Source organism: Clostridium akagii DSM 12554 (assembly GCF_000686725.1).
Lineage (GTDB): Bacteria > Bacillota > Clostridia > Clostridiales > Clostridiaceae > Clostridium_I > Clostridium_I akagii.
Map to the genome: position 1 here is coordinate 379,125 of NZ_KK366008.1, position 25,930 is coordinate 405,054.

Sequence of the window (25,930 nt, forward strand, 5' to 3'; positions counted from 1 at the left end):
TTAGCAATTATATTGTATCACAATTTTACAATCAAATTTTTTACAAGTTCTTCACACTCATTAATACTTATTATTTTAGGAACTGGATAACCTGGGTTTCCTTCTTTAGTAGCTCTTTGTGCAATTAAATGTATATCCTCTTCCCTTAGTTCTTTAATGCCTAAAGGAATATTCATATTTTTGTTCATATCCTTTATCTTTGCTATGAATTTTAGAGCTAAATCCTTTTGTGATTCATTTTTATTTCCTAAATTTATGTAAATAGCAATTTCAGATAACTTTTTATATACTGATTCTCCATAGTACTCCAATACCTTAGGAAGTATTATAGCATTAGCCTGGCCATGAGCCACCCCATACAAACCACCAATACTATGTGCTATTGCATGTACATATCCAACATAAGCCCTAGTAAAAGCCTCTCCTGCATAATTTGACGCTAGTAACATTGAGTTACGCCCTTCTATATTGGTTCCGTCTTTATATACAATTTCTAAATTATCTATAATCATTTTTGTAGCTTTTAATGCTTTATGATTTGTATAATTTGTTCCATTTTTCCCTACGTAAGCTTCAATAGCATGGGTTAATGCATCCATTCCAGTTGATGCTGTCAGTTGTTTTGGAACCCCAACAGTTAATTCTGGGTCTAATATCGCAAAATCTGGTATAAGTTTAAGATCTGCAATTGCATATTTCTCATGTGTAGTGGAATCCGTTACTACAGCTGCTACAGTAGCTTCCGATCCACTCCCAGCAGTAGTTGGCACTGCGAAAAAAGGTGGGATAGACTTTTTTACTTTTAAAAACCCCCTTAAATCTTTAATTTGTAAATTACTATTAGTAGCTCTTGCTGCTACTACCTTTGCACAATCTATTGGAGAACCTCCTCCAATTGCGGCTATAGCATTACAATTTGTATTTTGATAAACTTTTAGGCACTCCTCAATATTTTCTATAGTAGGATTAGGTTTTACACTATCATAAATCTCATAGCCTATATTATTTTCTTTTAGCTTTCCTAAAACATTGTCTAATAATCCTGATTTCATTATGGTTTTGCTTACTATAATTAGAGCTTTATCAATATGCTCCTTCTTCATTATATCTGGTAATTTATTTACACTACCTGCCCCAGTGATTAATTTTGGTTCTTTAAAGTGTACTAGTTTAGCTCCAGTTCTAACTACTGACTGAACTGTTCTGTAATATATTTTTTTTAATGTCCAAATCATATTTTACCCCTCCATATTACCCCATAACTCATTTCATCACTGGAATAATTACTGTATTTTGAAACTGGAGAAATACCCTGTTGAAATACATGTTCACTATCAAAAACAATAGGTAAATTTCCACTTATAACATCATTCCAATTATCACCGATATTTCTTATTCCTTCTTTAGAATTATTCGTTGTTATTGTAATTTTATTTAATTTATATGCCATAATTTTGCTCCCACCATTATCTAAATACTTCTCACTTCAAATTAGTGTTTATAAATTTACTGTTGTTACACAAGAATTGAAAAATGCGAAACAACTGAGTCTAAAATTATGTTAATTCAAATCTACAAATTGGAATTTATCAACATATTTATATACTTAAATGATATCTGAATGCATCTTCAGTAGGATTATCATAATACCCTTTAAAAGTTTCTACATTTCTGAAATCAAAATCACTAAATACTTTTTGCATTGGATAGTTTGTAACTCTTGTCTCTCCTCTAAACTCTTTCATTCCTTCTTTTTTCATCTCATTTAGCATTGTTTCAAATAATTTATGAGCTAATTTTTGTCCTCTAAAACAACTTTTAATTCCTATATTAGTAATTTTAACGTAATTTTTTTCTTTTCCCCAATTGAATATCATCAAGTATGCAATTAATTCATTATTTTGTTTCACTAAATAAATAATATTATGTTCTAAATCCCCCAAAATTTCTTGCCATAATTCATTTCCCCAGTAATCTACTTCAAAACATTCTTTATCTAACTCTAATAATTCATTTTTATCTTTTAAATTAAACTTTACTATCTCCATAAATTGTTCCCCCTTCAAATTACTATTTGTCTGCATCTTTTGTAAATAATCTTTACTTCGTCTTTACTTACTCTTCCGAAGTAACTTTAAATACTACTGCATCTTAGCTACATTTATATCGCATAATAAAATCATAGCATAAATGTATAATAATAGGAAGAAAGGATATGTTTATTTTCTACATACACAATTTAATTGTAAATAAAAACTCCAAGATATCATTCTCAGAGTTTTTTACTTAATACTTTCAAAATAGTCTTTTTCAAATTGATCCAAATAATACTTTTTATCACCATAATTTCTTATTACATATTCTATAAAGTCACAAACTTTAATATAGTCCGACTCATATAAATTTCTGCCTTCCTTTATAGTTTAAATTGAAGAGTTATAGGTGCTTTATTTATATTTATAGTATCAATATTATCTATTTTAATTGTATCAGTGATACCACATGCAATTTTTATTTCTTCAAAATCGTTTATATCCTTGTCATACAGTATGGAAAAGTCTATTAGAACGAATATCTTTCCAGCCATATCCAGCCAATTTAACTTCTTGATTTCCATATGTATGTTGTCTCTCCCCTACTTTAATCCCACCTATTTTTTCATAAAACCTGCAATATGGATTATCCTTTAGTGCCCAAATCATTAATGAATTGCACCCTAAATCTACTAGTTCTTTAACTGCTGTTTTTATGATTTTACTCCCACATCCACAATTTTGATACGCTTTTAGGATATATATAGCATGTAAATCCCCATCGTATTCATACTTTTTTTCATTATTAATCCCATAAAAAGCGAATCCAACTATATCTCTTAATTCATTTTCAATAACAAGTGTTCTTTCGGCTTTTCTATTCTCCTGAATAATATCTTTCCACTTTTTAGTCTTTTCGCCCAATGATATGGAATTCAAATATTCCTCACAAATCAATCCCTTATATGTCTCTTGCCATGCCTTAATATGGACTTTCGCAATGCCAATAGCATCTTCAATTACTGCCTTTCTAATATTCATAACTTCAACTCCACATAACTATAATAATTGATTATAGTTTCAATATAATCCTCTAACATTCATTACACCATCTGAATTGCAATATATAAATAACAATGTACTTTCCCATCTTTCGTATATTCACCTGGGACAGTGCTCTCAAAATCTGCTGTGAATGTTCTATGTATATGTCCCGTTTTTTGCTCAGACCATACCTTTTCCCACGCCTTTCTAGTACAAGCACTTATTTCTCCATTTTCATCTTTTTCATCATATTTTTTATAAAAACCTTTGCTTACTTCTGCATCCATCATTTTAAAAAAATCCGCTGTCACAGCCATTATAGTTAAGTCATAGTCTCCATTTTCATCACTAGAATAATTACTGTATTTTGAAACTGGAGAAATACCCTGCTGAAATACATGTTCACTATCAAAACGAATAGGTAGTTTTCCACTTATAATATCATTCCAAATATCACCAATATTTTTCATTCCTTCTTTGGAATTGTTCGTTGTTATTGTAATTTCATTTAATTTATATGCCATAACGTTACTCCTCCTAAATTTCTATCTGTTCATTATAGTAATATATTAAATACGACCCCTGCATATCGCCTTATTCTATACCCTTATTTACAATTAAATATAAATATAGTAACATATTAGTATAAAAGGATAGTAGCAACATACTTATCATCAATATACAAGTTTATAATTGAATTAAGGATACTATACCTTGCAAAAAAAGTAAATACAATCATTAAATATCTAAGTTCTTATGTGTTTAGTTGAAAATAATTCATAAATTTTATAGGAGATTAAAATGAAAAAGTACTTTAGAAAAATACAAAAAGAATTAATAATGTTCATAATATTAACTTTTCTTTCATATGTCGTAAATTCGTTAAACCCATACTTTTTAAAAATTCTTTTTGAAGGACAATATAAGGAAGCAATAATTGGGTATACTGCATGTCTTATTTTATTCATCGTTTTATGTTATTTTTGCAATATAACCCAAACCAAATATAAACTAAAGTTTGACCAGATTTTAAAAGAAGATTATTTTAATAAAGTTGTTAGCTTGAATTATGAAGAATTCTCAAAGAAAAAAGTTGGAGAGTATATATCGTTTCAAGTTAATGATATCACTGAAATAGGCAATGATTATCTAGGACCTTTAATGGCAATTATTACTCAAAGCATTAGACTAATTACATATTTTGTAGTTATAATTATAACCTTAGATATTAAGGTCAGTTTAATATTGCTTGGTGTATCGCTTCTTGGAGTATTACTTCCTAAATCTCTAGGTACTGAAACTGCTAAAAGAAGGAACAATTACTTAAATTATCAAAAGAAATATTATTCCAAGATTGAAGAATTTTTTAATGGATTTAAAGTTATTAACTTTAGAACTAGAAGCAACATTGAAGGAGATCACAGGAAAAATTTAAAGAAAGTTTTAGATGAAAGATATAAGTACGGAAAAGCCAATAGTTTTATGTGGGTACTAAACGGGCTAGGGTCTGAAAGTCTAAATTATATTATATTTCTATATTTAGGGTATTTAACCTTTAAAGGAAGTGTTACAACCGGCTTTGCAGTAGCCACTTTTCAATATGCCCAAAGTTTTATGGAACCAGTGCAAGAAATACTGTATGACATGAGTATGATTAATTCTTCAAAAGGTTTGGTTAAATCGTTTCTAGATTTTATTAGAGCTGATAATGAGGCGCATAAAAGTATTCATATTAAGGACTTTACCGAAGTTAATATTAACAATCTAAATAAAAATTTCTCTGAGTTTAGCTTGAAAAATATAAACTTAAATTTAGAGAAGAATAAAAAATATGCATTAGTCGGGTTAAATGGTTCGGGGAAAAGTACATTGTTTAACATTTTATCTTCACATATTAATGACTACTCTGGAGAATTCAAAATTGATGGCAGGGATATTAGTGAAATTGAGCCAAGCTATTTATTTGGTGTTATGAATCAAGATGAATATATGTTTTCTCAAAACTATGATGACAATGTTACTATTTTTAATAGTTATAAAAATATAAATAATAATGTATTTACTAATGATGCAGAAAAGCTAAAGGGATCTAATAACTGTAGACTATTAAGTGGAGGTGAAAAGAAGTTAATAGGATTAGTGAGATTATTTAATGAAAATACTCCTATTGTATTACTAGATGAACCTTTTTCGGCAATTGATGAAAGCAAAAAACAAGATTTATTTGATAAAACTTTGTCTTTGAATAAAACAGTTGTGATGATAACTCATGATATAGGTGAAAATTTAGACAGATTTGATAGCATTTTATTTATGGAAAATGGAAGTTTAATATATAATTTGCCCTATGAAAAACTAAAGGATAAAAAAGAGTTTAGATCATTGAAAAATGCAGTAAGTATTTAAAGAGGGGGTTTCATGAAAGGATTCAGTATCCAATATATTATGAATGATGACCAAGACCAATTTCCCCCAATTAACTTCAAATACTACTGCATCTTAGCTGAATTTATATTTCATAACTACCCAACTATTATTCAGACTTCTTTTTTCTTCCAATTAGAATAGGCAAAATGCTTCTTGTTGATAATATCATCATCGTACACTGTGCAGTCACCATGATTCCAATCTGCCTTTATTAATTCAACTACATGTCCATAATTTTGCTTCAAATCATCGAAGGTATTTTGATTTTTTTCTCTTTCGTAATTTTCATTCAGCTCTTGTTGCATTTCTTCTGGAATATTTTCATATTGGTCATTATAATCGTCACTGCCATCCACTTGCGTGTCACCATTATAATCTTCATTCACATACTCGTTATCAATTATTTCCTGGGCGAACTTATACCCACTTCCATCTATTGGTTTACCTTCCTTAATCATTCCCTTAAATCCATAGGTACCATCAAGTTCAAAGAACTCAGAGCATTCGATATTTCCAGAATAAGGCATTTTGTTAAAGTATTCCCCCTTAAAATAAATTATTTTTTTGGAAGATTTATTTAAATATTTACCCTTAAGCATTTTACCTTTTTCAAATGTTCCAGAAAACATCAATTTTAGTGAGTTCTTATTAGCATAATACTTGCCTTGTCCCGAATATTTTCCATCAATAATTAGGCCTTGATATTTCATTATATTTGGTGAATAAAAAGTAGTTGTATATCCTTCTGTCTGCTTACCTTCACCGTTAAATTTGCAGTTAAAAATCAATTCACTTTCTTCTCTAAATTTATTGGTATATTCCCCACTAATAATTTTACCATTTTCACATTTTAAAGAATATAAAAGTGTACCATCATCTAAATGCCATTCATCCGTACCATTATGTATGATACCATTGATAAATTCTCCTCTGTATTTTACCATTTCATTGTTTTGATTGACGCATAACTCTCCGTCTTCACTATTATAACTATATTCATTATTATCCAGATTAATTTTTGATGCCAATTGAATTTTTCTTAAAATAGGATAATATTTATTGTTCAAAATTGATTCAGTTGCTCCGTTAAAATCCATCCATAAATGATCTAATAAAACTGAAATAAATATTTTTTTTGAAAGTTGTTTCACTAATGTTTTTAACTCATTACTTTCATCATTTGGATTGCGCTCAAGTTCACTAAGTAAAGAAAAACTATTATATAAATTAAATAATATTTCTATTTCTTTTCCTGTTAATATATCTCTTAAATTTCCTATATTTTTAACCCAATCTGATATAATATTTAATTTATTTGTTTCCACTGCTTTTGTTTTTAGCATTTGTGTTGAATATAACATTTTAAGAATACTTATATTTGAAACCAGGTCGTAGTACACTATTAATGCGCTCTCCCTAATGATTTCTTTATCTTTATTTTCCTCTTTATTACTAATATCCTTCCAAAGTTTATTACTTTCCATGCTTGCTCTCCAAATAGCATAGGACAATAATCCAGTTACTTCAATACCAACAACTGAAATATAATAATACACATAATCACCAAGCTTTATTGGTGTAGCAATATCAATAATTAATCCACTTGTATTGACATTTATAGCCCCCCACTTCACAATTAAACTCAACACCGATATTAATATAACTGGGCAAATCAAAATCCAAACTAAATATTTTCTTATAAAATCTCTAACTCTATAGCCTTTTTCCATTGCAAACTCTCCTTTTGCTCTTTCAGAGATTTTTTTCGTCATATAAAGTATATACTAAATTATATATTTTTGTTAATGTATAATTTTAGGTGTCACTTGATTATTTTATTAAAAAACCATCTGTACCTTAGCACAGATGGTTTTTTACTCTAAAATAACTTGTCACTTCCTCAGTTATTCAATTGAAACACTTTATCAACATCCCTAACTCTATCCTTATCAATAAACCCTTCATCAGCCATTCCTTGCATTATGCCTATAACCTTATCATGTGGAAGTGGCCTTCTATAAGGCCTTTCCTCAGTTAATGCCTGATAAATGTCAATGCACCCCATAAGTCTAGAATTAAAATCCAGTTCACTTGCATTTTTACCATAAGGATACCCAAAACCATTCAATTTTTCATGATGATTGGCAGCCCATTCTGTTATATCCTCAAAACCACTGATTTTTGATAATGCAACTCTCGTGTAATATGTATGTGATTTTATTATATCAAACTCATCTTCAGTAAGTTTATCCGATTTATCCAAAATGCTGTTAGGAACTGCCAATTTCCCTAAATCATGAAGATTTGCCGCAATAACTAGTCTTGTTTTCTCATCAAATCCATAATTATAGTAATCTGACATTATAGCCGCTTTCTCTGCAATTCCCTTGGAATGTTTCCTAGTAAACTTTGACTTTGAGTCAATTATTTGTGAAAACACGTCTGTCATTTTCACTATATCTATAAGGCTTAGTTCCACTGTGTATTGTGGGGTGTATTGGTCTAATGCTGCATTGATAAAATTATCTCCCAGATCCAATCTAAAACTTGTACTCCCCGCTATTTCCAAAAATGCTTCACATATTTCAGTTTTAAAAATCTTTCCACTCTGCTGATTTACAAACTGTTCTATTTTCCTTTTGTTTTCGTCACACATCTTATCAAGAGTAAATCCATTTTCCATAAAATCAGCGAAACAAATTATTTCAGACATAAGTGGTATTTCGTGTCCCATTAATTTATAGAACCCTGAACCATCATGTTTTTCATGATGATATTTTATAATATTTTTCCGTTTTCTTAAAAATGGGTAGTTTTCTACATTACGCTCACCCGTTATACAATGTTCCATTGCGTGTTCTTTATCATTTATTTTATCATGAATAACATCATTATTAGCTTCACATATTCCATTGTCATGCAAAATTGCAAGTGAAACAATATCATACAAGTCTTCATCCTTAAATCCCAGTTTTTTAGCTATTCTAAGTGTAATGTAAGCAACCCTTTTACCATGGTTTGTCCTTCTTCCTGCTATATCTATTTCTACAAAATCTAGTGCAAATGATACTGCTAGTAAAAACTCGTTTAAATTAAATTTCATGGTTTGTCGCTCCCCTCAAATCTTTTATATACATAAACAGTATTTGTTCAAAGTACAGAGTGAAAGTGCGAATCCTCCTGTTAATTTACGCAGTATAACTTTTATCTAAAGATATAATTCTAAATATTTTTATATTGGCATCTGATTATAATTTTTGTACATAACTGCCACTTTTCATAAAAATCAAAACTAGCACCTCAGCAGGTTTTATATTTTAACCCCGCTTAAGTGCTAGTTTAATACATTATTTATTTCTGTTTTTTACTCTATTTGGTTTTGCTTTTGGTCTTGGTTTCATTGATGACTCATCAACTTTTTTGTCAGCTTTAATCTTTTTATTCTTATCCCCAACCCAAAAATCTGCTGTTGTTAAAATTGACAATAAAACTACAGCTGTTCCTATATAATATTCCCAGCTACCTTCCTTGTATCTAGTTGATAAAAAAGCACTAAGTACTAATAGAACCACGGACAGAATGGTAGATCCAATTTTAATTGGCAAATTTACTTTTACCTTACTTAGTATAAATACCTTTAATACATTATACAATACTATAGCTATTACTGAAAAAACAACTACTTTTAATATCATACTCACTGTTGCTTCCATTTTTATCACTCCCACAAAATTATACTACATTTCTTCTACTACGCCTATTCCTAATAATTTTAATCCATTTTTTATTACCTGTGTTGTTGCCTCTGTAAGTTTAAGCCTTGCATTTCTAACAGCTTCATCTTCTTCTGTACTTATTCTATTGCTATTATAAAATTTGTTAAAAGCTTTTGCGATTTCAATAATATGTCTTGTAAGCGTTGATGGTTCTAATTTATCTATGGCGCTAAGAATAGCACTTTGGAAGCTTTCTAAAAGTTTTATAAGATCAAAGTCTTCAGGTGTAGCTAATTTGGAGTAATCGATTTTCCCTTGTGAAGTACCAAGTTTTCTTAGTATGCTACTCCCTCTTGCATAAGTGTATTGAACGTATGGACCTGTTTCTCCGTCAAAGCTAAGCATTTCCTGCCAGTCAAACACAATGTCCTTCTCTCTTGTGTTTTTAAGAAAAGTAAACACTATAGCTCCTATTCCTACTGTTTTTGAAACTGTCTCTTTATTTTTAAGCTCAGGGTTTTTTTCATTAATTACCTGAAGAGTTTTTTCTACAGCCTCATTTAAAAGTTCATCAAGAAATATAACATCTCCCTTTCTTGTTGAGAACTTTCTGTCCGTAAATCTCACCATACCATAACTAACATGCTTACAATCCTCAGCCCAGTCATGGCCCATTAATTCTAACGTCTTAAATAGTTGCTTGAAATGAAGTTTTTGATCACTTCCAACTACATAAATGCTTTTATAAAAGTCATAAGTCTTTTTTCTGTACTCCGCTGCTGCCAGATCTCGAGTTGCATAAATCGTAGCACCGTCCGATTTTTTAATAATACAAGGCGGCATGTTATAATCCTCAAGCATTACTACCTTAGCCCCATTACTTGTAACCAGAATGCCCTTTTTATCTATTTCCTCAACTATAGCATCCATCTTATCATTATAGAAACTTTCGCCTGTATATGCATCAAATTTTACATTAAGCAATTTATATACAACTTCAAATTCCTTTAGACTTAATTCTCTAAACTTTTTCCAAAGCTGAACTTCTTCCTCTTCACCATCTTCTAATTTTTTAAAATATAATCTCCCTTCGTCCTCAAGAGATGGATCTTTTTCTGCTTCAGCATGAAATTTCACATATATTCTTAGAAGTTCTTTTATTGGTTCTTTTTCCAAAGCATCTATGTCACACCATCTTTTATAGGCTGAAATAAGTTTACCAAACTGAGTGCCCCAGTCTCCAAGATGATTTATACCTATACAATTATACCCTTCAAAGCTCAACATTTTGTATAGCGAATTCCCTATAGATGTACCAAACAAATGACCTACGTGAAATGGCTTTGCAATATTAGGTGATGAAAAATCTATAGTTATATTTTTACCATTTCCAACCTTTGAAGCACCATACTCATCTTTTTCCTTTAATATTTTTTCTAGAGTATTTTCACTAAAGGCACCTTTGTCTACAAAAAAATTTAGATATGGTCCTAAATTATCTATTTTTTCAAAACCTTCTTTGCTTATCTTAGATGCAAGTTCTTCAGCTATTAAATTAGGAGCTTTTCTAAGGGCTTTTGCTAAACTAAAGCATGGGAAAGCATAATCTCCCATATCTGATTTTGGTGGTATTTCAATCAATTTTTCAATTGACTCTACATCCACCACCAAATTTTCTCTAATTTTATCAGCAATTATTTTTTTATAATCCATTAAATTTCCTCCTGTAAAACATATAGTTTTTGTAAACAAAAAAACGCCCCTGCAAAATATGCAGAGACGGAAAATTTCCGCGGTACCACTCTGGTTAATTTAAGATTTTAGCTACCTTAAATCCACTCAACACTTTAACGCAGTGCACGTCTTTCATCAGGCTATCTTGCCCTTTGAAGCTTTTCCAAGGCTCTTTTCACATTATAAAATAAAATGTGCTATGGTCTTTAACACATTTTCAATAAAAACTGCTGAACTTTCACCAACCTTCCAGCTCGCTACGAGTTTTATACTGGTTACTTTCCTCTTCGATAAATTTGCATATAACTAACTTAATATAAATTATAATATTTCACTCATGGTTATGTCAAGAATAAATTAAATTATATGCTAGTCTATTTTCTTGATTGTGCCTTAATAAGCTGTTATTGGAATAAACTTTTGTTCTTTCTCTTGTTTTTTAGCCTTTTTTATTTGCTTCATAGCTTTTTTTGCAAAGTAATTTTGGCTATTAATTCTTTCATCCTCCTCCTTAAACGTAACCCTATTATACCTGCCATCACTGCAGAGAATTCTAGCCTTTACATTATCTGAAAGGTACACCTCCAAATAATTTTTTATCTTATGTTTATTATGCTCAGCCTCTATAGGAAATAGTATTTCCACTCTCTTATCTAAATTTCTATTCATGATATCTGCGCTGGACAAATATATATCTTCTTCTCCATCGTTATAAAAATAGAATATCCTACTATGTTCTAAAAACCTTCCAACTATGCTTCTTACGGTAATATTTTCGCTTACTCCTTCAATTCCAGGTCTTAAGCAACATATTCCCCTTACTATACACTGAATCTTAACCCCTGCTTTGGAAGCCTTATATAAAGCTTCTATTGTTTCTTTATCTACAAGAGAATTTATCTTTATAATTATATGAGATTTTTTTCCTTTAGAAGCATTCTCCTCTTCTCTTCTTATAAGTGAAATGAATTTTTTTCTAAGTCCCGTTGGTGCTATATATAACTTATTCATTTCATCTATAGTTGAATAGCCCGAAAGCATATTAAAGAGTGCTGAAGCATCCTCCCCTATATACGGATTTGATGTAAATAGACCAATATCAGTGTAGAAATTAGCTGTTACATCATTATAATTTCCTGTAGCCATATGGACGTACCTTTTTATCCCATCAGCCTCATTTCTCACTACTAATAATATTTTCCCGTGTATTTTAAGGCCTAGTAGTCCATATATCACATGGCATCCTGCTTTTTCAAGTTTTTTAGCCCATATTATATTATTTTCTTCATCAAACCTTGCTTTAAGTTCCACAAGAACGGTTACTTGCTTTCCATTTTCTGCTGCTTCCATTAGTGCCTTTACTATAGGTGAGTTTCCACTAACTCTATAAAGTGTCTGTTTAATTGCTAAAACCTTGGGATCTTTTGCTGCATTTTCTACTAAATCCACAACGCAACCAAAACTTTGATACGGATGATGAACTAAAATATCTTCATTTGAAATGATATCAAACATATTTGAATCCGATATAAACTCTGACACTGATACTGGTTTATGAGCCGCATATTTTAACTTTTCGCAGTTCACCATGGATTTAAGTTTTGATAAAAAAGTCAAATCTATAGGTCCTTTTATTCTATAAAATTCACCAAATGATCCCTCTAGTTCATCTTTTAGAACTTCTATTAACTCTTCACTCATGTCATCCTCTATTTCAATCCTTATGGCTTCACCCCATTTTCTATTTTTCACGGACTGCTCAATTGCTTCAAGTAAATCTTCAGCACCTTCTTCATCTATGCTAAGATCTGCATTTCTAGTAATTCTATAGCAGGCCATATCCTTAATGTTATGCCCTCTAAATACATCATTTATATTTAATTTAATTATATCTTCAAGTAATATATAACATTTTTCTTCGCCTTCAGTCACTGGCATTTCTATAATTCTGTCTAACACTGATGGAACCTGAACAGTAGCAAATATATTTTCTTTTTCATCCATTCCATCAATAAAAAGCGCTATATTTAAGCTTTTATTCATTATCAGTGGAAAGGGCCTGCTACTATCCACTACCATTGGAGTTAATACCGGATATACATTTTTATGAAAATAAATATGTAAAAAATCCACTTGGCTTTGATTTAGATCTTTTGGTTTAATTATTACTATTTTTTCTTCTTTTAAATGGACGTTTAAGTCTTTATATGTATCGTATTTTTCATGGACCATTTCATGTACCTTAGAGGTTATCATTTTAACCTGCTCAGTTGCACTTAATCCAGAAAAATCGACCTTATCAAAATTTGCTTGGACCTGTTCTATAAGGGAAGCAACCCTGATCATAAAAAATTCATCCAAATTTGAGCTTACAATAGATAAAAAATTCAGTCTTTCCAGTAGAGGATTTGTCTTATCACCTGCTTCCTCTAATACTCTTTCATTAAATTCAAGCCAACTTAGTTCCCTATTAATAAAATTTTCGTACTTGTTTTCCATATTTTGCACCACCTGTTTTTAGTTTAACAAATCTAATTTATTATATTCATTACTGGTTTTATACCCATAACCTCTTCAAAAAATTCTGCTTTATTATCAAAACTCCAAATTTCCAAAGTTATATCGTTATATGCCTCTACTGTAAAGTAGACTTTTTTATCATCCATTCTTATATCAAATTCTTTAAATTTATCTTTCTTAGATATATTTAGAGCTTCTGATAATTTTAAAATAGAAGCTAATTTTGAAACCGTCAGCTTATCTGAATAAGTTAGCCTCTTATAATTTTCGTGAGCAGCAGTAGGAATCTCTTCATCATGATATCTTACTATATTGGCCACTATGTTTAAATTTTTATCAGAAAGTCCCAAAATTTCTTCATTGTGAATAAGGCTGTAACAAAAGTATCCATGTTCATTTAAATTTACAAATTTACCTATATCATGTAAGATAGCTGATATTTCTAAAAGTAGCCTCTCCTCATTTCCAAGTCTATGAACTTTCTTCGTACAGTCAAATATTTTTAAAGCTAATCTTTTCACTATTTGTGCATGTTCCTTGTCAATGGAATATTTTTCACCCATATGCCAAACAGTGCTTATAACATCATTTTCAAATACTTTTCTCTTATCTGGACTAAGCCTGTTACTTAGCATATCTATGAGCATTCCATGTCTAAGAGAAACATGAGGTACATAAATTCCTTCTGCCTCAGTCATATTGAAAAATATTTCTATTATAATAGATGACGGTAGCAAAAGTTTAGCTTCAGTATAATTTATGCCAAAGGTTTCCCTTATTTTTTCTGTACTCATGTCTTTTATCTTTTTAGAAAAATCTAAAAGAGAATCTTTTGTTATAAAGCTAACATCATTTTCATAAAGCTTAAGTAGTAATTTAAGTCCTCCACCTAGTCCTATAAAATTTTTAATTTTATAACTTTCCAAGTAGTTCCTAAGTGTATAAATTTTACTCTCTACAAATTCACCTATCACCTGTGGAAAATTTAATGTAGAATTTTCAAGAGGACCTAATACCTCCCTAAGTCTTAATGAACCTATTTTTATATATTCTGTGAATTTCAAATTTCCCTCATTATACAAAGAGATTTCCACTCCACCAGAACCAATATTTACAATCATCGCACCATCATTATATATTTTTTCAGAATTTTCCAATCTATCTCTAAGTGCTTTAAACACCAAATATCTTTCCTGCGCGGTGTTTATAACTTGAATTTCTATACCAGTTCTAACCCTTATCTGTTCAAGCACATACTCTCTATTGTCCGCTTCCCTAATACCACTAGTGGAAACTGACCAATAAAATTTCACCCCGTAATCTTTCATAAGTCTTACAAATCCATTCAAAATACTACATGCTTCATAAATTGCATCAGGCCCAATCCTTTTTTTTGAAAAGGTGTCTTTTCCAATTGACGTATTTTTTTGTAATTCATCTAATACGTTAATTTCTCCGTCACTTCCTATTTCAGCTATTATCATTCTGAAAAAATTAGCTCCGAGATCTAATGCAGCTACAGTTTCTCTTTGAATATTACCCATATAAGTCTCCCCCAATCTTTTCTATAATCCCCCATCATGCTACTATTTATTGCTATAATTTCATTTTACCATTCTTTCAATTAAAATATAATATTAAAATTTGTATTGAATAAAATTAATATATGAAATACTATATATTATAGCAACATATTGTTGATAACTCCTTAAAAAACACATAATTTTAACATTACCATATAATAATTTTTTAATAGTTGAGGTGTAAGTATGAATAAAAAAGTAGGAATAATTGATATAGGCTCTAACTCCGTACGACTTTTGCTTGCAGAAATTGGTAATGAAAAGTCTTTTAGAGTAATTAATGAGTTGAAAGAATACGTAAGACTTGGCGATGGACTTGATGATGACGATCTATTAAGTGACGAAAAAATGGATTTAGCTATGAAAACACTCTCCACATATAAAAATATTTGTGATTCTTTTCAGGTATCACATATAATTGCCGTGGCTACTGAAGCTGTGAGAAGAGCAAAAAATAAGACTGATTTTTTAGATAGAACTAAAAATATAGGTCTAGATATAAAAATACTTTCGGGTAATGAAGAAGCTTATTATGACTATTTTAGTACCATTAACAGTATAAACGTTGATAATGCTCTTATTATGGATATTGGTGGGGCAAGTACAGAACTTATCCTTGTTAAAAATAGAGACCTTATAAAAAGCGTAAGCTTACCTTTTGGAGCAATTACTCTTACCCAGCATTTTCACATAAATGATAGTCTAGAAGACGAGAAAGAAAAAGATTTGATTAACTTTCTTAAGAAAAAACTAAATTCATTAGAATGGTTAGATGAGGCTAATGGTTTACCTCTTATTGGAATAGGTGGTAGTATAAGAACCATTGCTAAAATACACAAAAAATCTGTGGATTACCCTTTGAATTTAATTCATAATTATGGAATGACCAGTGATGACATAATATCTATTTATAATTCTGTTAGAACCAAAAATAACACACAAAGGAAAAAGATAAAAGGTCTCTCATCTGATAGAGCTGACATTTTTGTTGGAGCTGCTGCTTTAGTTAAAACGTTGATGGAATTATGTGCAATGAAAAAAATTCAAATTAGTAGGAATGGAATTCGTGAGGGTTTACTCTACAGCTATCTCTATAAAAACCAAAAGCCAACTGATGACATTCTGTGTTCATCTATTAACAATATATTAATTAATCAAAATTCAGACAAAAAACATTCAGAGCATATATATTATCTTTTTAATTCCCTTTGCACTAAACTTGAAAATCTTTTAGATAATAAATATAACATAAATAATATAATAAAAGCTTCAGCAATGCTTCATGATATTGGATCTAATATAACCTATTATTTTCATCACAAACATTCTCTTTACATGATACTTAATTCTCAAATTTATGGATTAACTCATCGTGAATTAGTTATGAGTGCTTGTATAGCAGCAAATCACAGAGATGATAACATTGCCGTTAACTACCAGGAATATAAAATGATACTAGATAAGGACGATTTAGAATTAATAAAAAAACTAGGTATACTTTTAAGGCTATCAGAAAGTCTTGATAAAAGTATGACCTATAAAGTCTCTGATATATCTTGTGACATTCACGCAGAGAGCGTAATAATAACCACAATTTCAAAAGATTCCGCCTACATTGAAATAAAGGATGCGCTCTCTGCCGCTGAAAGTTTTAAAACCATTTTCAATAAAAAGCTTTATGTTGTTTGATTAAGATTATGCCCTAACAAGGCTTTTCTTAATTTTTTTATGATTCTCTCCTTCCTCTTTGCACATGCGCTGTAACTTATCCCCTTCACTTTACTGTACTCTTTAAGTGTCCTTTCTTTAAAGTATATAAAATCTATGAGTTCTAATTCCATGGACGAAAGCATATTTAGTTTTTCATTAAGTTCCCCTAAGTCCTCATTTTGCAATAACGTTTCTTCAATATTGCCTTTTGCTTCTAATTCATCCATTAGTTCAATACCTTCACCTATAGGTTTATTAAGGCTTGTCTCTGCATTACATCTGCACTTACTTCTTATAAGACAATAATAATTATGTATCACAGCTGCTGAGATATATGCAACAAAACTATTATTCCTATTTATATCTATTACTTTTAATGCATCAAGTATACTATTATATCCAATTTGTATTAAGTCATCTTCTTGGTATCCACATATATAGGTTGATCTAGAATATTTAATGATAAGCGGTGTAAATCTATTCAAAATTTCTTCTTTTGCTTTTTCATCTCCTAGTTTAGCACTTTTTATAAGCTCACCTAATTCCAATTTTCTCACCCCTAATATTTGTTAAATATCGTAATTATATTATATACGAACATACGTTCAGTGTAAATATATAATGTTATTTAATTTGTATATATGCACTTAACAGTTATATTGGACCTCGGCGTAATAAAAAAACACATACTCATTATACTTGTATGTTTTGAACCATACTTCCTTACAAATAATACAATTGTCTGATATAATGTTATTATATTAGGTAAACTTTAAGGAGGTTTTTTTAATGGCAAGTTCTTATTCATTTGATATAGTATCAGATGTGGATATGCAAGAAGTAGATAACGCTATAAATCAGTCTAAAAAGGAGATTTCTCAAAGGTACGACTTTAAAAACAGTACAATAGAAATCGAGCTAGTTAAAGATGAAATTAAAATTACTGCTGATGATGACTTTAAAATGAATGCGGTAGTAGAAGTTCTTAAAGGAAAATTTGTGAAAAGAGGAATTTCTCCTAAATGTCTTGAGTTTGAAGAAAAAAAAGGTGAAACTTTAGGATCTGCAAAACAAACTGTTAAGATCGTAAAGGGAATATCAAAAGAAAAATCAAAACTTATAAATGCGGACATAAAAGGTAGCGAATTAAAAGTTAAAACACAAATACTAGATGACGTACTAAGGGTTACAGCTAAAGACAAAGATGAACTTCAAAAGGTTATTTCACTAGTAAAAGGAAATGACTACGATATTTCTATACAATTTACAAATTATCGCTAATTAAGTCGCAATTTAGAGACTTACATAGTCATACAAATAAAAGAAAAAGTAGTAAGATTTATTTACACAAATCTTACTACTTTCCCTTTTTATTTCTAGATTTTTAAGCCTAAACCTATAATTTTCATTAACTTTTATTTATTCTCAAAGAATCAGACTATACAAGATACGTGTTTATAATTTTATTTAATTCTTCTTCGTTTTCATCCTTCCAACTATTGAACTCTTTATTAGAATTATGTACAGCACTTGCAAGTTCAAATAAAAATCTAGGCACTTCCTCTTCCTTTATATCTCCATAATTTTTAGCAAGCTTAGTTTTACCTATGCCAAGTACCCCATCAAAATGTAATTCAAATACATTTATAATTTTATCTTGAACTTTTTTCTTTTTACCACAAAACCCAATTATTCCTATTTCGTGCACAGAACAAGAATTTGGACACCCTGATATATGAAGTTGTGGCAGGATATCCTCTGTTAAATTATTATCCTTAAAATAACTTAATATATTTCTTAAAGTACGCTGACTTTCTAAAATTCCCATCTGACAAGTGGGAACCCCAATACAGCAAATGGAACTTTCTAAAGCAGTGTTTCCTCCCATAGATTCTGTTAGCTTAATAATTATTTCAGCTTCATTTCCATTGAGATTTCTAATGTAAAATCCTTCTGTCATAGCTAATCTTATTTCTACATCTGCCATGGCTTCTATTTTATTCATTATTAGTTTTAAATGCTGAATTTTTAATATGCCCCCTATTGGATGAACATAAACACTGTATAACCCATTTTGTTTTTGAGAAAACAGTCTTGTATTTTTTGTAAAAGTTTCAATCCCTTGTTTATCATAAACCTTACTTTCAACGCTGATCATTAAATTTTCTGTTTTTTTAACTTTTTCCAAATAATTCTTATAACATTTTTCAAATTTTTCTTGGCCCATTCTTTCCATAATATATCTTATGCGAGCTCTTCCTTTATTCACATAGTCACCTTCATTAATGAAAAGTTCTGTCATTGCCTGAACATGATATAAAATATCTTCCGGCTTAATTAACTGCTCTGTATTTGCAGATAATTTTGAATTTCTTCCCATTCCTCCACCTAGATATACTTTGAAATATTGCTTACTATTTTCATTAACTGCCAAAAACCCTAGGTCAACAGCGGTTACATGTGAATCATCCTCTTCACTACTGGAAAAAGCAACTTTTAATTTTCTTGGAAGCTTATATGTATACACCTTATTTAAAATATATTGCACTACCTCTTTTGCATAAGGTGATGCATCAAAAGCCTCTTTCTTATCTACTCCAGACAAAGGTGAAAGAGCAACATTTCTAGGAAAATTGCCACCTGCTCCCCTTGAGTATAGACCTTTTTTTATGCCTTCCTCCATAGCATCACAAGCTTCGTCAATACTTATTCCATGTAATTGTATTGCTTGACGGGTAGTTAAATGTACAGTTTCTAATTTATACCTCTGTGCAAAATTATAAACTAATTTAAGATCCTTTATTGATGCTATTCCTGATGGTATTCTAAATCTTATCACAAATTCCTTGCCGCTGCCCTGAGCATATACACCCATACCACCGGAAATTCCTTTAAACTCCATTTTGCTTATTTCACCACTTAAAAATTTATGTCCAATGGCCCTAAATCCTTCAACTTCACTAAGAAGAATATGGTTTAGTGTATTCATATATATCAATCCTTTCCTATTGCAACATTATTACAGCTCTAGTATACTGTTCTTTAACCAATAAGTATAATACATGTTTTTTATAATACTTATTAATATTTCTAATAGGTAGGGTGGTAATTATGATTGAAGAATTAAAAACTTTTATTGCAGTAGTTGATAAAAAGAGCTTCACAAAAGCGGCAAATAGCATTAACATATCTCAGCCTAGTGTAAGTTTACACATTGTGATTTTAGAAAAGTATTTTAATACAAGACTAATAGAAAGATCAAATAAACAGAGAAGTATATTAATTACACAAACTGGAGAAATGTTATATAAAAAAGCTAAACAAATAATATCCCTTCTAGATGAAACAAAAGATGAACTGGATAATTATAATAATGCCACTTCTGGTACTTTAAAGATTGGGGCAAGCATGACAATAGGTGAATATTTATTGCCTTCAATTCTAGGTGAGTTTATAAAAGAGTTTCCAGACATAAAATTGGATGTTTGTATTGAAAATACACACAATATTTATGAGAAATTTAAAAACTATGATATTGATATTGCATTAACGGAGGGAACTGTTCCTGTGCATAACTGTGTAGCTAAAAATTTTTATCGAGATACAATGGTAATTGTGACTCCAACTATTTTTACCTATAATAAAAATATGGGACTTAAATCTTGTTTATCAAATCAAACTTGGATACACAGAGAAGAGGGCTCTGGAACTGGTGAAAATCTGAATATTTTTCTAAATACAGAAGGTATAGCACCAAAAAATTTAATTATACTTGGAAGCAACTACGCTATTAAAGAAGCTGTTAAAAACAACCTAGGTGTTACTTTTATTTCATCATTAGTAGTAACTACTGCAGCTAATAACAAGGAACTTAAAATAATACCTACTAAAACAAAATATAATAGATATTTCTCCTATTTAATTCATGAGAAAAACCTATCAAAACTCGCAACATTATTTGCTCTAAAACTAGAAACACGCAGCAATATTAATAAATAATCGTCAAATTACTTTGTAAAGTTAATTCTTTTTTATTATTCCTACTCCACTACAGCAATTACATTCAAATTGAATTGTCACATGGGTTATTCCAAAATGCTCATGAAGTTCTTTTTGGATTTTTTCATAGATTTCTTTTGTTTCACTTACCATCATATCCTTAACATTAACATGAGCTTCAAAATTAATATTTTTTTCATCTAAACTCCACAAGTGTACATGATGTACATCTTCAACTCCTTGAATACTTGTTATAACACCAGCAACCTTATCTATTTCAATATTTTCAGGTACTCCTTGCATTAAAATATTCACTGCATCTTTCAATATTTCAAAACTTTCTTTTAATACATATAATCCTATAAGCACAGATAAAACTGAGTCTACCCAATATATCTTGAAAAAATAAATTAAAATTCCTCCAATTACTACACCTAGTGAAGCTAATGCGTCACTAAATAGATGTATGTAGGTTGCTTTAACATTCATATCTTCATGAGACCCTCCATGTAGTAAATAAGCTCCTAGTGTGTTTGCCACTATTCCAATTAAAGCAACCCAAATAACAATAAGTCCATTTATTGATGTTGTATTCATAAATTTTGTATATGCTTCTTTGAATAAAAAAACAGATATTATAATTAACACAGAAGAGTTAATTACTGCTGCTAATATTCCAGATCGTTTATATCCAAAAGTCCTATTTTTATCATTTTCTTTTTTGGAGATTTTAATTGCAATATAGCTTATAATAATTCCTATGGCATCACTGAGATTATGTAAGGCATCTGAAATTAAAGATAAACTCCCAGAATATAAACCTCCAATAATTTCTACTGCTGTGATTGCAAAATTCAGTAGTACCGTTATAATAAAATTCCCGCCTTTAATGCTGGAAACATCATGACTATGGACATGCTTCTCATTATGATTATTTTCATTATTTTTAATGTCCATTTTAACACCTCTCCTTATTCTATTTCACGTTTATTGCATTTTATGTGACAGGAATTGTCATTTTGCCTACATACTACTTTATTACCACCACTTATATTTAAAGCTGAAGTTATTTCATTATAGACGCCATCTTCATTATTACTCCCAGCAATAAAGTTAGCATGTTTTTTTACATCTTCTGGAGCATTTTTCATGGCATAACTATAGCACGCTACTTTAAACATAGTCAAATCATTATAATAATCCCCAAAAGCCATTGTATTCCTTTGATCTATTTCAAATTTTTCTTGAAGTATTTTTATAGCTGTTCCTTTACTTATACCTTTATTCATTATGTCTATCCATTTGTCGCCTGATACAACAAATTCTAATGTATCATCTAAATTTTCCTCTAAAAATTTTATTATATTGGGTTTTACTCCCTTGGCCATATAATAAGTAATTTTATATATAGCATTTTTTGTTTCACTAAAAGATTTTAATATTACCACAGGAACATGAACACGAGTAAATTCATCCAACATTTTTTCTGTTGGATTTATTATATATGCCTCATTTTCTCCAGCTAAAAACAATTCTTCTCCTAATTGTGGCATTAAATTTATTACATGTTCTATTTCTTTTTTATGAATACTGTTTGAATACAATGTTTTACCCTTGTTATTATACTTAATAAGGGCACCATTATGAGCGATGAATATCATGTCAGTGCCTACCTTTTCAAAATTTTTTTTCAGTTGAGAATAAAATCTTCCACTGGCAGCTGCAAAGTTTATATTTTTTTTATTAAGATCATGTATTAAATCAAAAAAATTTTCATTAATACTTCCATCATCACTTAATAATGTACCATCCATATCCGTTGCTATTAGTTTTATCATAGGTATTCTCCCCCTTTTTCAAGAAAAGCTAATTAGTAAACTTCAAAAATTTTTTAACTGTATCTAGAAGATTTTCTATAGCTTTTTCTTTGTCTTCTGCACTAGTGGAATTCAGTATACAATCTTTGGAGTATTTTTCTAGCAATAGCATTCCAACTTTAGTAGTAGCTGCCCGAACAGCTGATATCTGAATTAATACCTCTCCGCATTGTTTTTCAGATTCAACCATTTTCTGAATTCCCTTTATTTGGCCTTCAATTTTATTTAGACGTCTAAGAATGTCTTTTTTATTTTCCGAACTATTAATTTCTGAATCCATTGGTACACCTCCCATACCCTATATGGGTACAAATGAATTATACCTATATATTTTATTTCGGTCAATATTTTGTAGCATAAAAATCAACTATAAAGAAAGAATAAACCTATAAGTAATTTCAATTTTATAGTTACTATAAAAAATTTTCAAGAGGTGATTTTAATGATTTTGATTAAAAATATAGATACATATAAACCAAAACATATTGGTAGAAAAGATATTCTCACAAGCTTTGATAAAATCGCATATATTTCAGAAAAAATTAATTTACCGCTGAGTAATTTCCCTAAATCTGAAATTATCGATGGATCAAATCTCATGGCTATTCCAGGAATTATCGATTTGCATGTTCATATTATTGGAGGAGGTGGAGAAGCGGGCTTTACTAGTAGAGCACCAGAACTAATGCTTACACAACTTACTACAAATGGTATTACGACTTGTGTAGGTCTACTAGGAACTGATGGTACAACACGAAATATGGGTAATCTTATTGCCAAAGCACGAAGTTTAGAAATTGAAGGATTAAATACTTATGTTTGGACTGGTTCCTACAAGGTACCCACAAGAACAATTACTGATAGTGCTAGGGGTGATATTATACTTGTGGATAAAATAATAGGCATAGGTGAAATTGCAATTTCAGATCACAGATCAAGTCATCCTTCTAATGACGATTTAATTCATTTAGCTACAGAGGCACGTCTAGGCGGTATGCTATCTGGTAAATGTGGAATACTTCATGTTCATGTTGGTGACGGTAAAAATGGAATAAATCCATTATTTTATATTAGAAAAAATTCAGAAATTCCTTTTAGTAATATCTTACCTACCCACATAAATAGAAATGGTTTACTTTTCAAACAGGCAATTGAGTATGCAGTTGATGGTGGTTTTGTGGATATTACTACAAGTATAAGACCCGAAGGAGATGATGATGTTGTGGACCCTGTAGTTGCATTTCAGGAATTATTAAAACATAATGTTTCCCCATACCAAATTACAATGAGTTCAGATTCTGGTGGTAGTTCTCCTATATTTGATAATAGTGGAAACCTAATAAAATTTGGTATTGGGTCACCAAGTTCAAATATTGAAATTCTGCAAAACATTATTAATGCTGGAATACCTGTTGAGATAGCTCTTATACCATTTACTTCTTCCCCTGCTAAATTGCTTAGGTTAAATGGGAAAGGCGTCCTAAGTGAAGGTTCGAGTTCCGATATAATTCTTTTAGATAAAAATTTGAAAATTCATTCTGTTATATGTAAAGGTAAACTTATGGTTTATAATTACACTCCTATTATATTTGGTAATTTTGAAAATCATAGTATATAATTGAAATTACAAAAAACTTTAAAGTTTAATTTTTTTGTGTGCTTTTTCTAATTTGAAAGAAGCCACATACTCATTTAATATTTTATGAAGCACTTCTCCAATTTTTGAATAAGATTCATCATTTAAATTTGCAAGTGATATTCGAACAGCCCATTCTGGTCCATGGAATCCGCCAACTCCTAATAATACTATAGATGATTCCTCAGCCAAACGGAAAAGAATATCAACAGGTTTGTATTTTTTCTGCAAGTATTCTCCAAATTCTTTACCATAATGATAATTTGCCCACTCCAACATATCAAATTGTGTATAGTAAGCCGCATCATAAGGTTTTTTTGTAAATTTAAGTTCAAGACCCTTAAATAAAAGCTTTTGACGGCGGTGACAAATATCCTGCGTTAACTGTTTATAATTATTTTCCTTATCAAGTAAAGCAAATACTGCAAAAAATGACATTTGAACTTGCTGAGGTGTTGATAACCCAGAAGTATGATTAAGTGCTACTTGGCGACTATCGGCTACAATTCTATCAATAAATCTCATATCTTCTGGGTCAGTGGACAAAGCTTCATACCGCTGTTTAAGCTCTTGTTTTTTATTAAATGATAATTCTCTTATTAATTTATCAAACACATTTTTTTCATGAATAGCAATTGTTCCAAGTCTCCAACCAGTAACACCAAAATATTTTGAAAAAGAATATACACCAATTGAATTAAAAGGCAAGTACGCTACTAGAGAATGAAAATTGTCCACAAAAGTACCGTATACATCATCAGAAATAATCATTAAATTAGGATTATGGTTATTTACAATTTCAACTAACTGGGTTATGCATTCAGGTTTCATTGCCACTGATGGTGGATTACTCGGGTTCACAAAAAATAATGCCTTAATTGCTGGGTCTCTTAGCTTATCCAATTCTGATTTAGGATATTGCCAGGTATGTTCTCCATCTATTCCAATTTCCGTAGCACTTACTGCCACAACCTTAAAATTATAACGAGGGAGAATAGGAATTTCAAGGTAGGGTGTGAAAATAGGTGTCATCAGTGCAACCTTATCCCCAATAGCTAATAATTCATTGGCTATTAGAGAGTCAAATATATAACACATAGCTGCCGTAGCACCTTCCACTGCAAATAAATTAAATTTACCCAAAAGTGGCTTATCGTAACACATTTCCTTAATAAGATAATCGTGGACAACTTTTTCGATATGAGGTAACATACGGTCCGGTGCTGGATAGTTATCTCCAATAATTCCATCTGTTAGTTCGTAAACCCAATCATCTGGCGAAAATCCTTCAACTGTTATACCATACTCATAGATTTTCTTTAGAAGTTCTATTCCTGGGGCATCATAGTACTTATGAACATAGGCAGAAAAACGTTTTGAGATTCCTTCCTTTTCAGGCATTCCAGCTAAATCACCTTCACTCCATACTCTACGGGTTTCCAAAACAGCAAATTGCCCAAAAGTGAAAAAAGCTTCACGTGGTGCTACTGCTGTCCAGTTAGGATTACCTCTTCCTGCATCAAGCAAAGTCCGTGTACTTTTTTGGTTTTTATCTTCTGCAAGGCTAATCAGCTTATTTTTAAATTCAAAAGGACTAATTTTCCCATAAACTTTTTCTATTTCTTGCTTTTTAACATTATATGTATCCATT

At 30.3% G+C, this 25,930-nt stretch carries 22 protein-coding genes and 1 pseudogene; 5 read left to right on the forward strand and 18 right to left on the reverse strand.

Translation table 11 applies throughout. The annotated features are described in order from the left end of the window. Positions 1-17: 17 nt before the first annotated feature. The 6 genes and pseudogenes from BR66_RS0120275 to BR66_RS0120295 all read right to left on the reverse strand — a co-directional run bounded on the left by BR66_RS0120275 (position 18) and on the right by BR66_RS0120295 (position 3,601). A complete protein-coding gene (locus tag BR66_RS0120275; protein WP_026884551.1) occupies positions 18-1,235 on the reverse strand; it encodes an iron-containing alcohol dehydrogenase in 1,218 nt (405 codons plus the stop codon). Between the two features lie 32 nt (positions 1,236-1,267). Continuing rightward, positions 1,268-1,450: pseudogene (locus BR66_RS24380) on the reverse strand (AraC family transcriptional regulator); the annotation flags it as partial. 148 nt (positions 1,451-1,598) lie between these two features. Then, positions 1,599-2,048 (reverse strand): GNAT family N-acetyltransferase, encoded by a 450-nt coding sequence (locus BR66_RS0120285; RefSeq protein ID WP_026884552.1) that lies wholly within the window; start codon positions 2,046-2,048, stop codon positions 1,599-1,601. A 368-nt stretch (positions 2,049-2,416) separates the two neighbouring features. After that, positions 2,417-2,617 (reverse strand): nucleotidyltransferase domain-containing protein, encoded by a 201-nt coding sequence (locus BR66_RS26520; protein ID WP_242841197.1) that lies wholly within the window; start codon positions 2,615-2,617, stop codon positions 2,417-2,419. Then, positions 2,541-3,074 carry a GNAT family N-acetyltransferase gene (locus tag BR66_RS0120290; protein ID WP_026884553.1) on the reverse strand — a complete coding sequence of 178 codons (534 nt, stop codon included), beginning with the start codon at positions 3,072-3,074 and terminating at the stop codon, positions 2,541-2,543. The genes BR66_RS26520 and BR66_RS0120290 overlap by 77 nt, the downstream gene beginning before the upstream one ends. 62 nt (positions 3,075-3,136) lie before the next feature. Beyond that, positions 3,137-3,601 carry a hypothetical protein gene (locus BR66_RS0120295; RefSeq protein WP_026884554.1) on the reverse strand — a complete coding sequence of 155 codons (465 nt, stop codon included), beginning with the start codon at positions 3,599-3,601 and terminating at the stop codon, positions 3,137-3,139. 277 nt (positions 3,602-3,878) lie between these two features. On the opposite strand from BR66_RS0120295, the gene BR66_RS0120300 reads away from it, so the two are divergent. Further along, entirely contained in the window at positions 3,879-5,483 is a 1,605-nt protein-coding gene (locus BR66_RS0120300; protein WP_026884555.1) for an ATP-binding cassette domain-containing protein, read from the forward strand. 131 nt (positions 5,484-5,614) lie between these two features. Here BR66_RS0120300 and BR66_RS0120305 read toward each other — a convergent pair whose 3' ends face one another. From BR66_RS0120305 to BR66_RS0120330, 6 genes are all read right to left on the reverse strand, one after another. Continuing rightward, positions 5,615-7,234 (reverse strand): MORN repeat-containing protein, encoded by a 1,620-nt coding sequence (locus tag BR66_RS0120305; protein ID WP_026884556.1) that lies wholly within the window; start codon positions 7,232-7,234, stop codon positions 5,615-5,617. A 170-nt stretch (positions 7,235-7,404) separates the two neighbouring features. Beyond that, entirely contained in the window at positions 7,405-8,607 is a 1,203-nt protein-coding gene (locus BR66_RS0120310; protein WP_026884557.1) for an HD-GYP domain-containing protein, read from the reverse strand. Positions 8,608-8,851: 244 nt separating this feature from the next. Beyond that, a complete protein-coding gene (locus tag BR66_RS0120315; RefSeq protein WP_026884558.1) occupies positions 8,852-9,217 on the reverse strand; it encodes a hypothetical protein in 366 nt (121 codons plus the stop codon). Between the two features lie 24 nt (positions 9,218-9,241). Next, entirely contained in the window at positions 9,242-10,933 is a 1,692-nt protein-coding gene (gene argS, locus BR66_RS0120320) for an arginine--tRNA ligase (protein WP_026884559.1), read from the reverse strand. Between the two features lie 414 nt (positions 10,934-11,347). Continuing rightward, positions 11,348-13,453 carry an RNA degradosome polyphosphate kinase gene (locus BR66_RS0120325; RefSeq protein WP_026884560.1) on the reverse strand — a complete coding sequence of 702 codons (2,106 nt, stop codon included), beginning with the start codon at positions 13,451-13,453 and terminating at the stop codon, positions 11,348-11,350. Between the two features lie 32 nt (positions 13,454-13,485). Beyond that, positions 13,486-15,018, reverse strand: a complete 1,533-nt coding sequence (locus BR66_RS0120330; protein ID WP_026884561.1) for a Ppx/GppA phosphatase family protein — start codon at positions 15,016-15,018, stop codon at positions 13,486-13,488. A gap of 225 nt (positions 15,019-15,243) precedes the next feature. On the opposite strand from BR66_RS0120330, the gene ppx reads away from it, so the two are divergent. Further along, on the forward strand, positions 15,244-16,746 hold the full coding sequence (ppx, locus tag BR66_RS0120335; RefSeq protein WP_026884562.1) for an exopolyphosphatase: 1,503 nt from the start codon (positions 15,244-15,246) through the stop codon (positions 16,744-16,746). Here ppx and BR66_RS0120340 read toward each other — a convergent pair. Further along, positions 16,734-17,315 (reverse strand): sigma-70 family RNA polymerase sigma factor, encoded by a 582-nt coding sequence (locus BR66_RS0120340; protein WP_026884563.1) that lies wholly within the window; start codon positions 17,313-17,315, stop codon positions 16,734-16,736. The genes ppx and BR66_RS0120340 overlap by 13 nt on opposite strands. A 241-nt stretch (positions 17,316-17,556) precedes the next feature. On the opposite strand from BR66_RS0120340, the gene BR66_RS0120345 reads away from it, so the two are divergent. Further along, on the forward strand, positions 17,557-18,048 hold the full coding sequence (locus BR66_RS0120345) for a YajQ family cyclic di-GMP-binding protein (protein ID WP_026884564.1): 492 nt from the start codon (positions 17,557-17,559) through the stop codon (positions 18,046-18,048). A 157-nt stretch (positions 18,049-18,205) separates the two neighbouring features. Here BR66_RS0120345 and BR66_RS0120350 read toward each other — a convergent pair whose 3' ends face one another. Then, entirely contained in the window at positions 18,206-19,756 is a 1,551-nt protein-coding gene (locus tag BR66_RS0120350; RefSeq protein ID WP_026884565.1) for a nitrite/sulfite reductase, read from the reverse strand. 122 nt (positions 19,757-19,878) lie between these two features. Here BR66_RS0120350 and BR66_RS0120355 point away from each other — a divergent pair, with 122 nt between their 5' ends. Then, positions 19,879-20,766: a LysR substrate-binding domain-containing protein gene (locus tag BR66_RS0120355; protein WP_026884566.1), complete on the forward strand. Its 888-nt coding sequence runs from the start codon at positions 19,879-19,881 to the stop codon at positions 20,764-20,766. Positions 20,767-20,787: 21 nt separating this feature from the next. Here BR66_RS0120355 and BR66_RS0120360 read toward each other — a convergent pair whose 3' ends face one another. Genes BR66_RS0120360 through BR66_RS0120370 form a run of 3 tightly spaced genes read right to left on the reverse strand, consistent with a single transcriptional unit; the run spans position 20,788 to position 22,923 of the window. After that, positions 20,788-21,723, reverse strand: a complete 936-nt coding sequence (locus BR66_RS0120360) for a cation diffusion facilitator family transporter (RefSeq protein WP_035796708.1) — start codon at positions 21,721-21,723, stop codon at positions 20,788-20,790. A gap of 14 nt (positions 21,724-21,737) precedes the next feature. Beyond that, positions 21,738-22,604: a Cof-type HAD-IIB family hydrolase gene (locus BR66_RS24385; RefSeq protein ID WP_084156567.1), complete on the reverse strand. Its 867-nt coding sequence runs from the start codon at positions 22,602-22,604 to the stop codon at positions 21,738-21,740. 28 nt (positions 22,605-22,632) lie between these two features. Beyond that, entirely contained in the window at positions 22,633-22,923 is a 291-nt protein-coding gene (locus BR66_RS0120370; RefSeq protein ID WP_026884568.1) for a metal-sensitive transcriptional regulator, read from the reverse strand. Between the two features lie 162 nt (positions 22,924-23,085). Between BR66_RS0120370 and iadA the strand changes: the two genes are divergently transcribed. Beyond that, positions 23,086-24,261, forward strand: coding sequence for a beta-aspartyl-peptidase (gene iadA, locus BR66_RS0120375; RefSeq protein WP_026884569.1), 1,176 nt, complete (start codon positions 23,086-23,088; stop codon positions 24,259-24,261). 18 nt (positions 24,262-24,279) lie between these two features. Here iadA and aspD read toward each other — a convergent pair whose 3' ends face one another. After that, positions 24,280-25,929, reverse strand: coding sequence for an aspartate 4-decarboxylase (gene aspD / locus BR66_RS0120380; RefSeq protein WP_026884570.1), 1,650 nt, complete (start codon positions 25,927-25,929; stop codon positions 24,280-24,282). Position 25,930 lies beyond the last annotated feature (1 nt).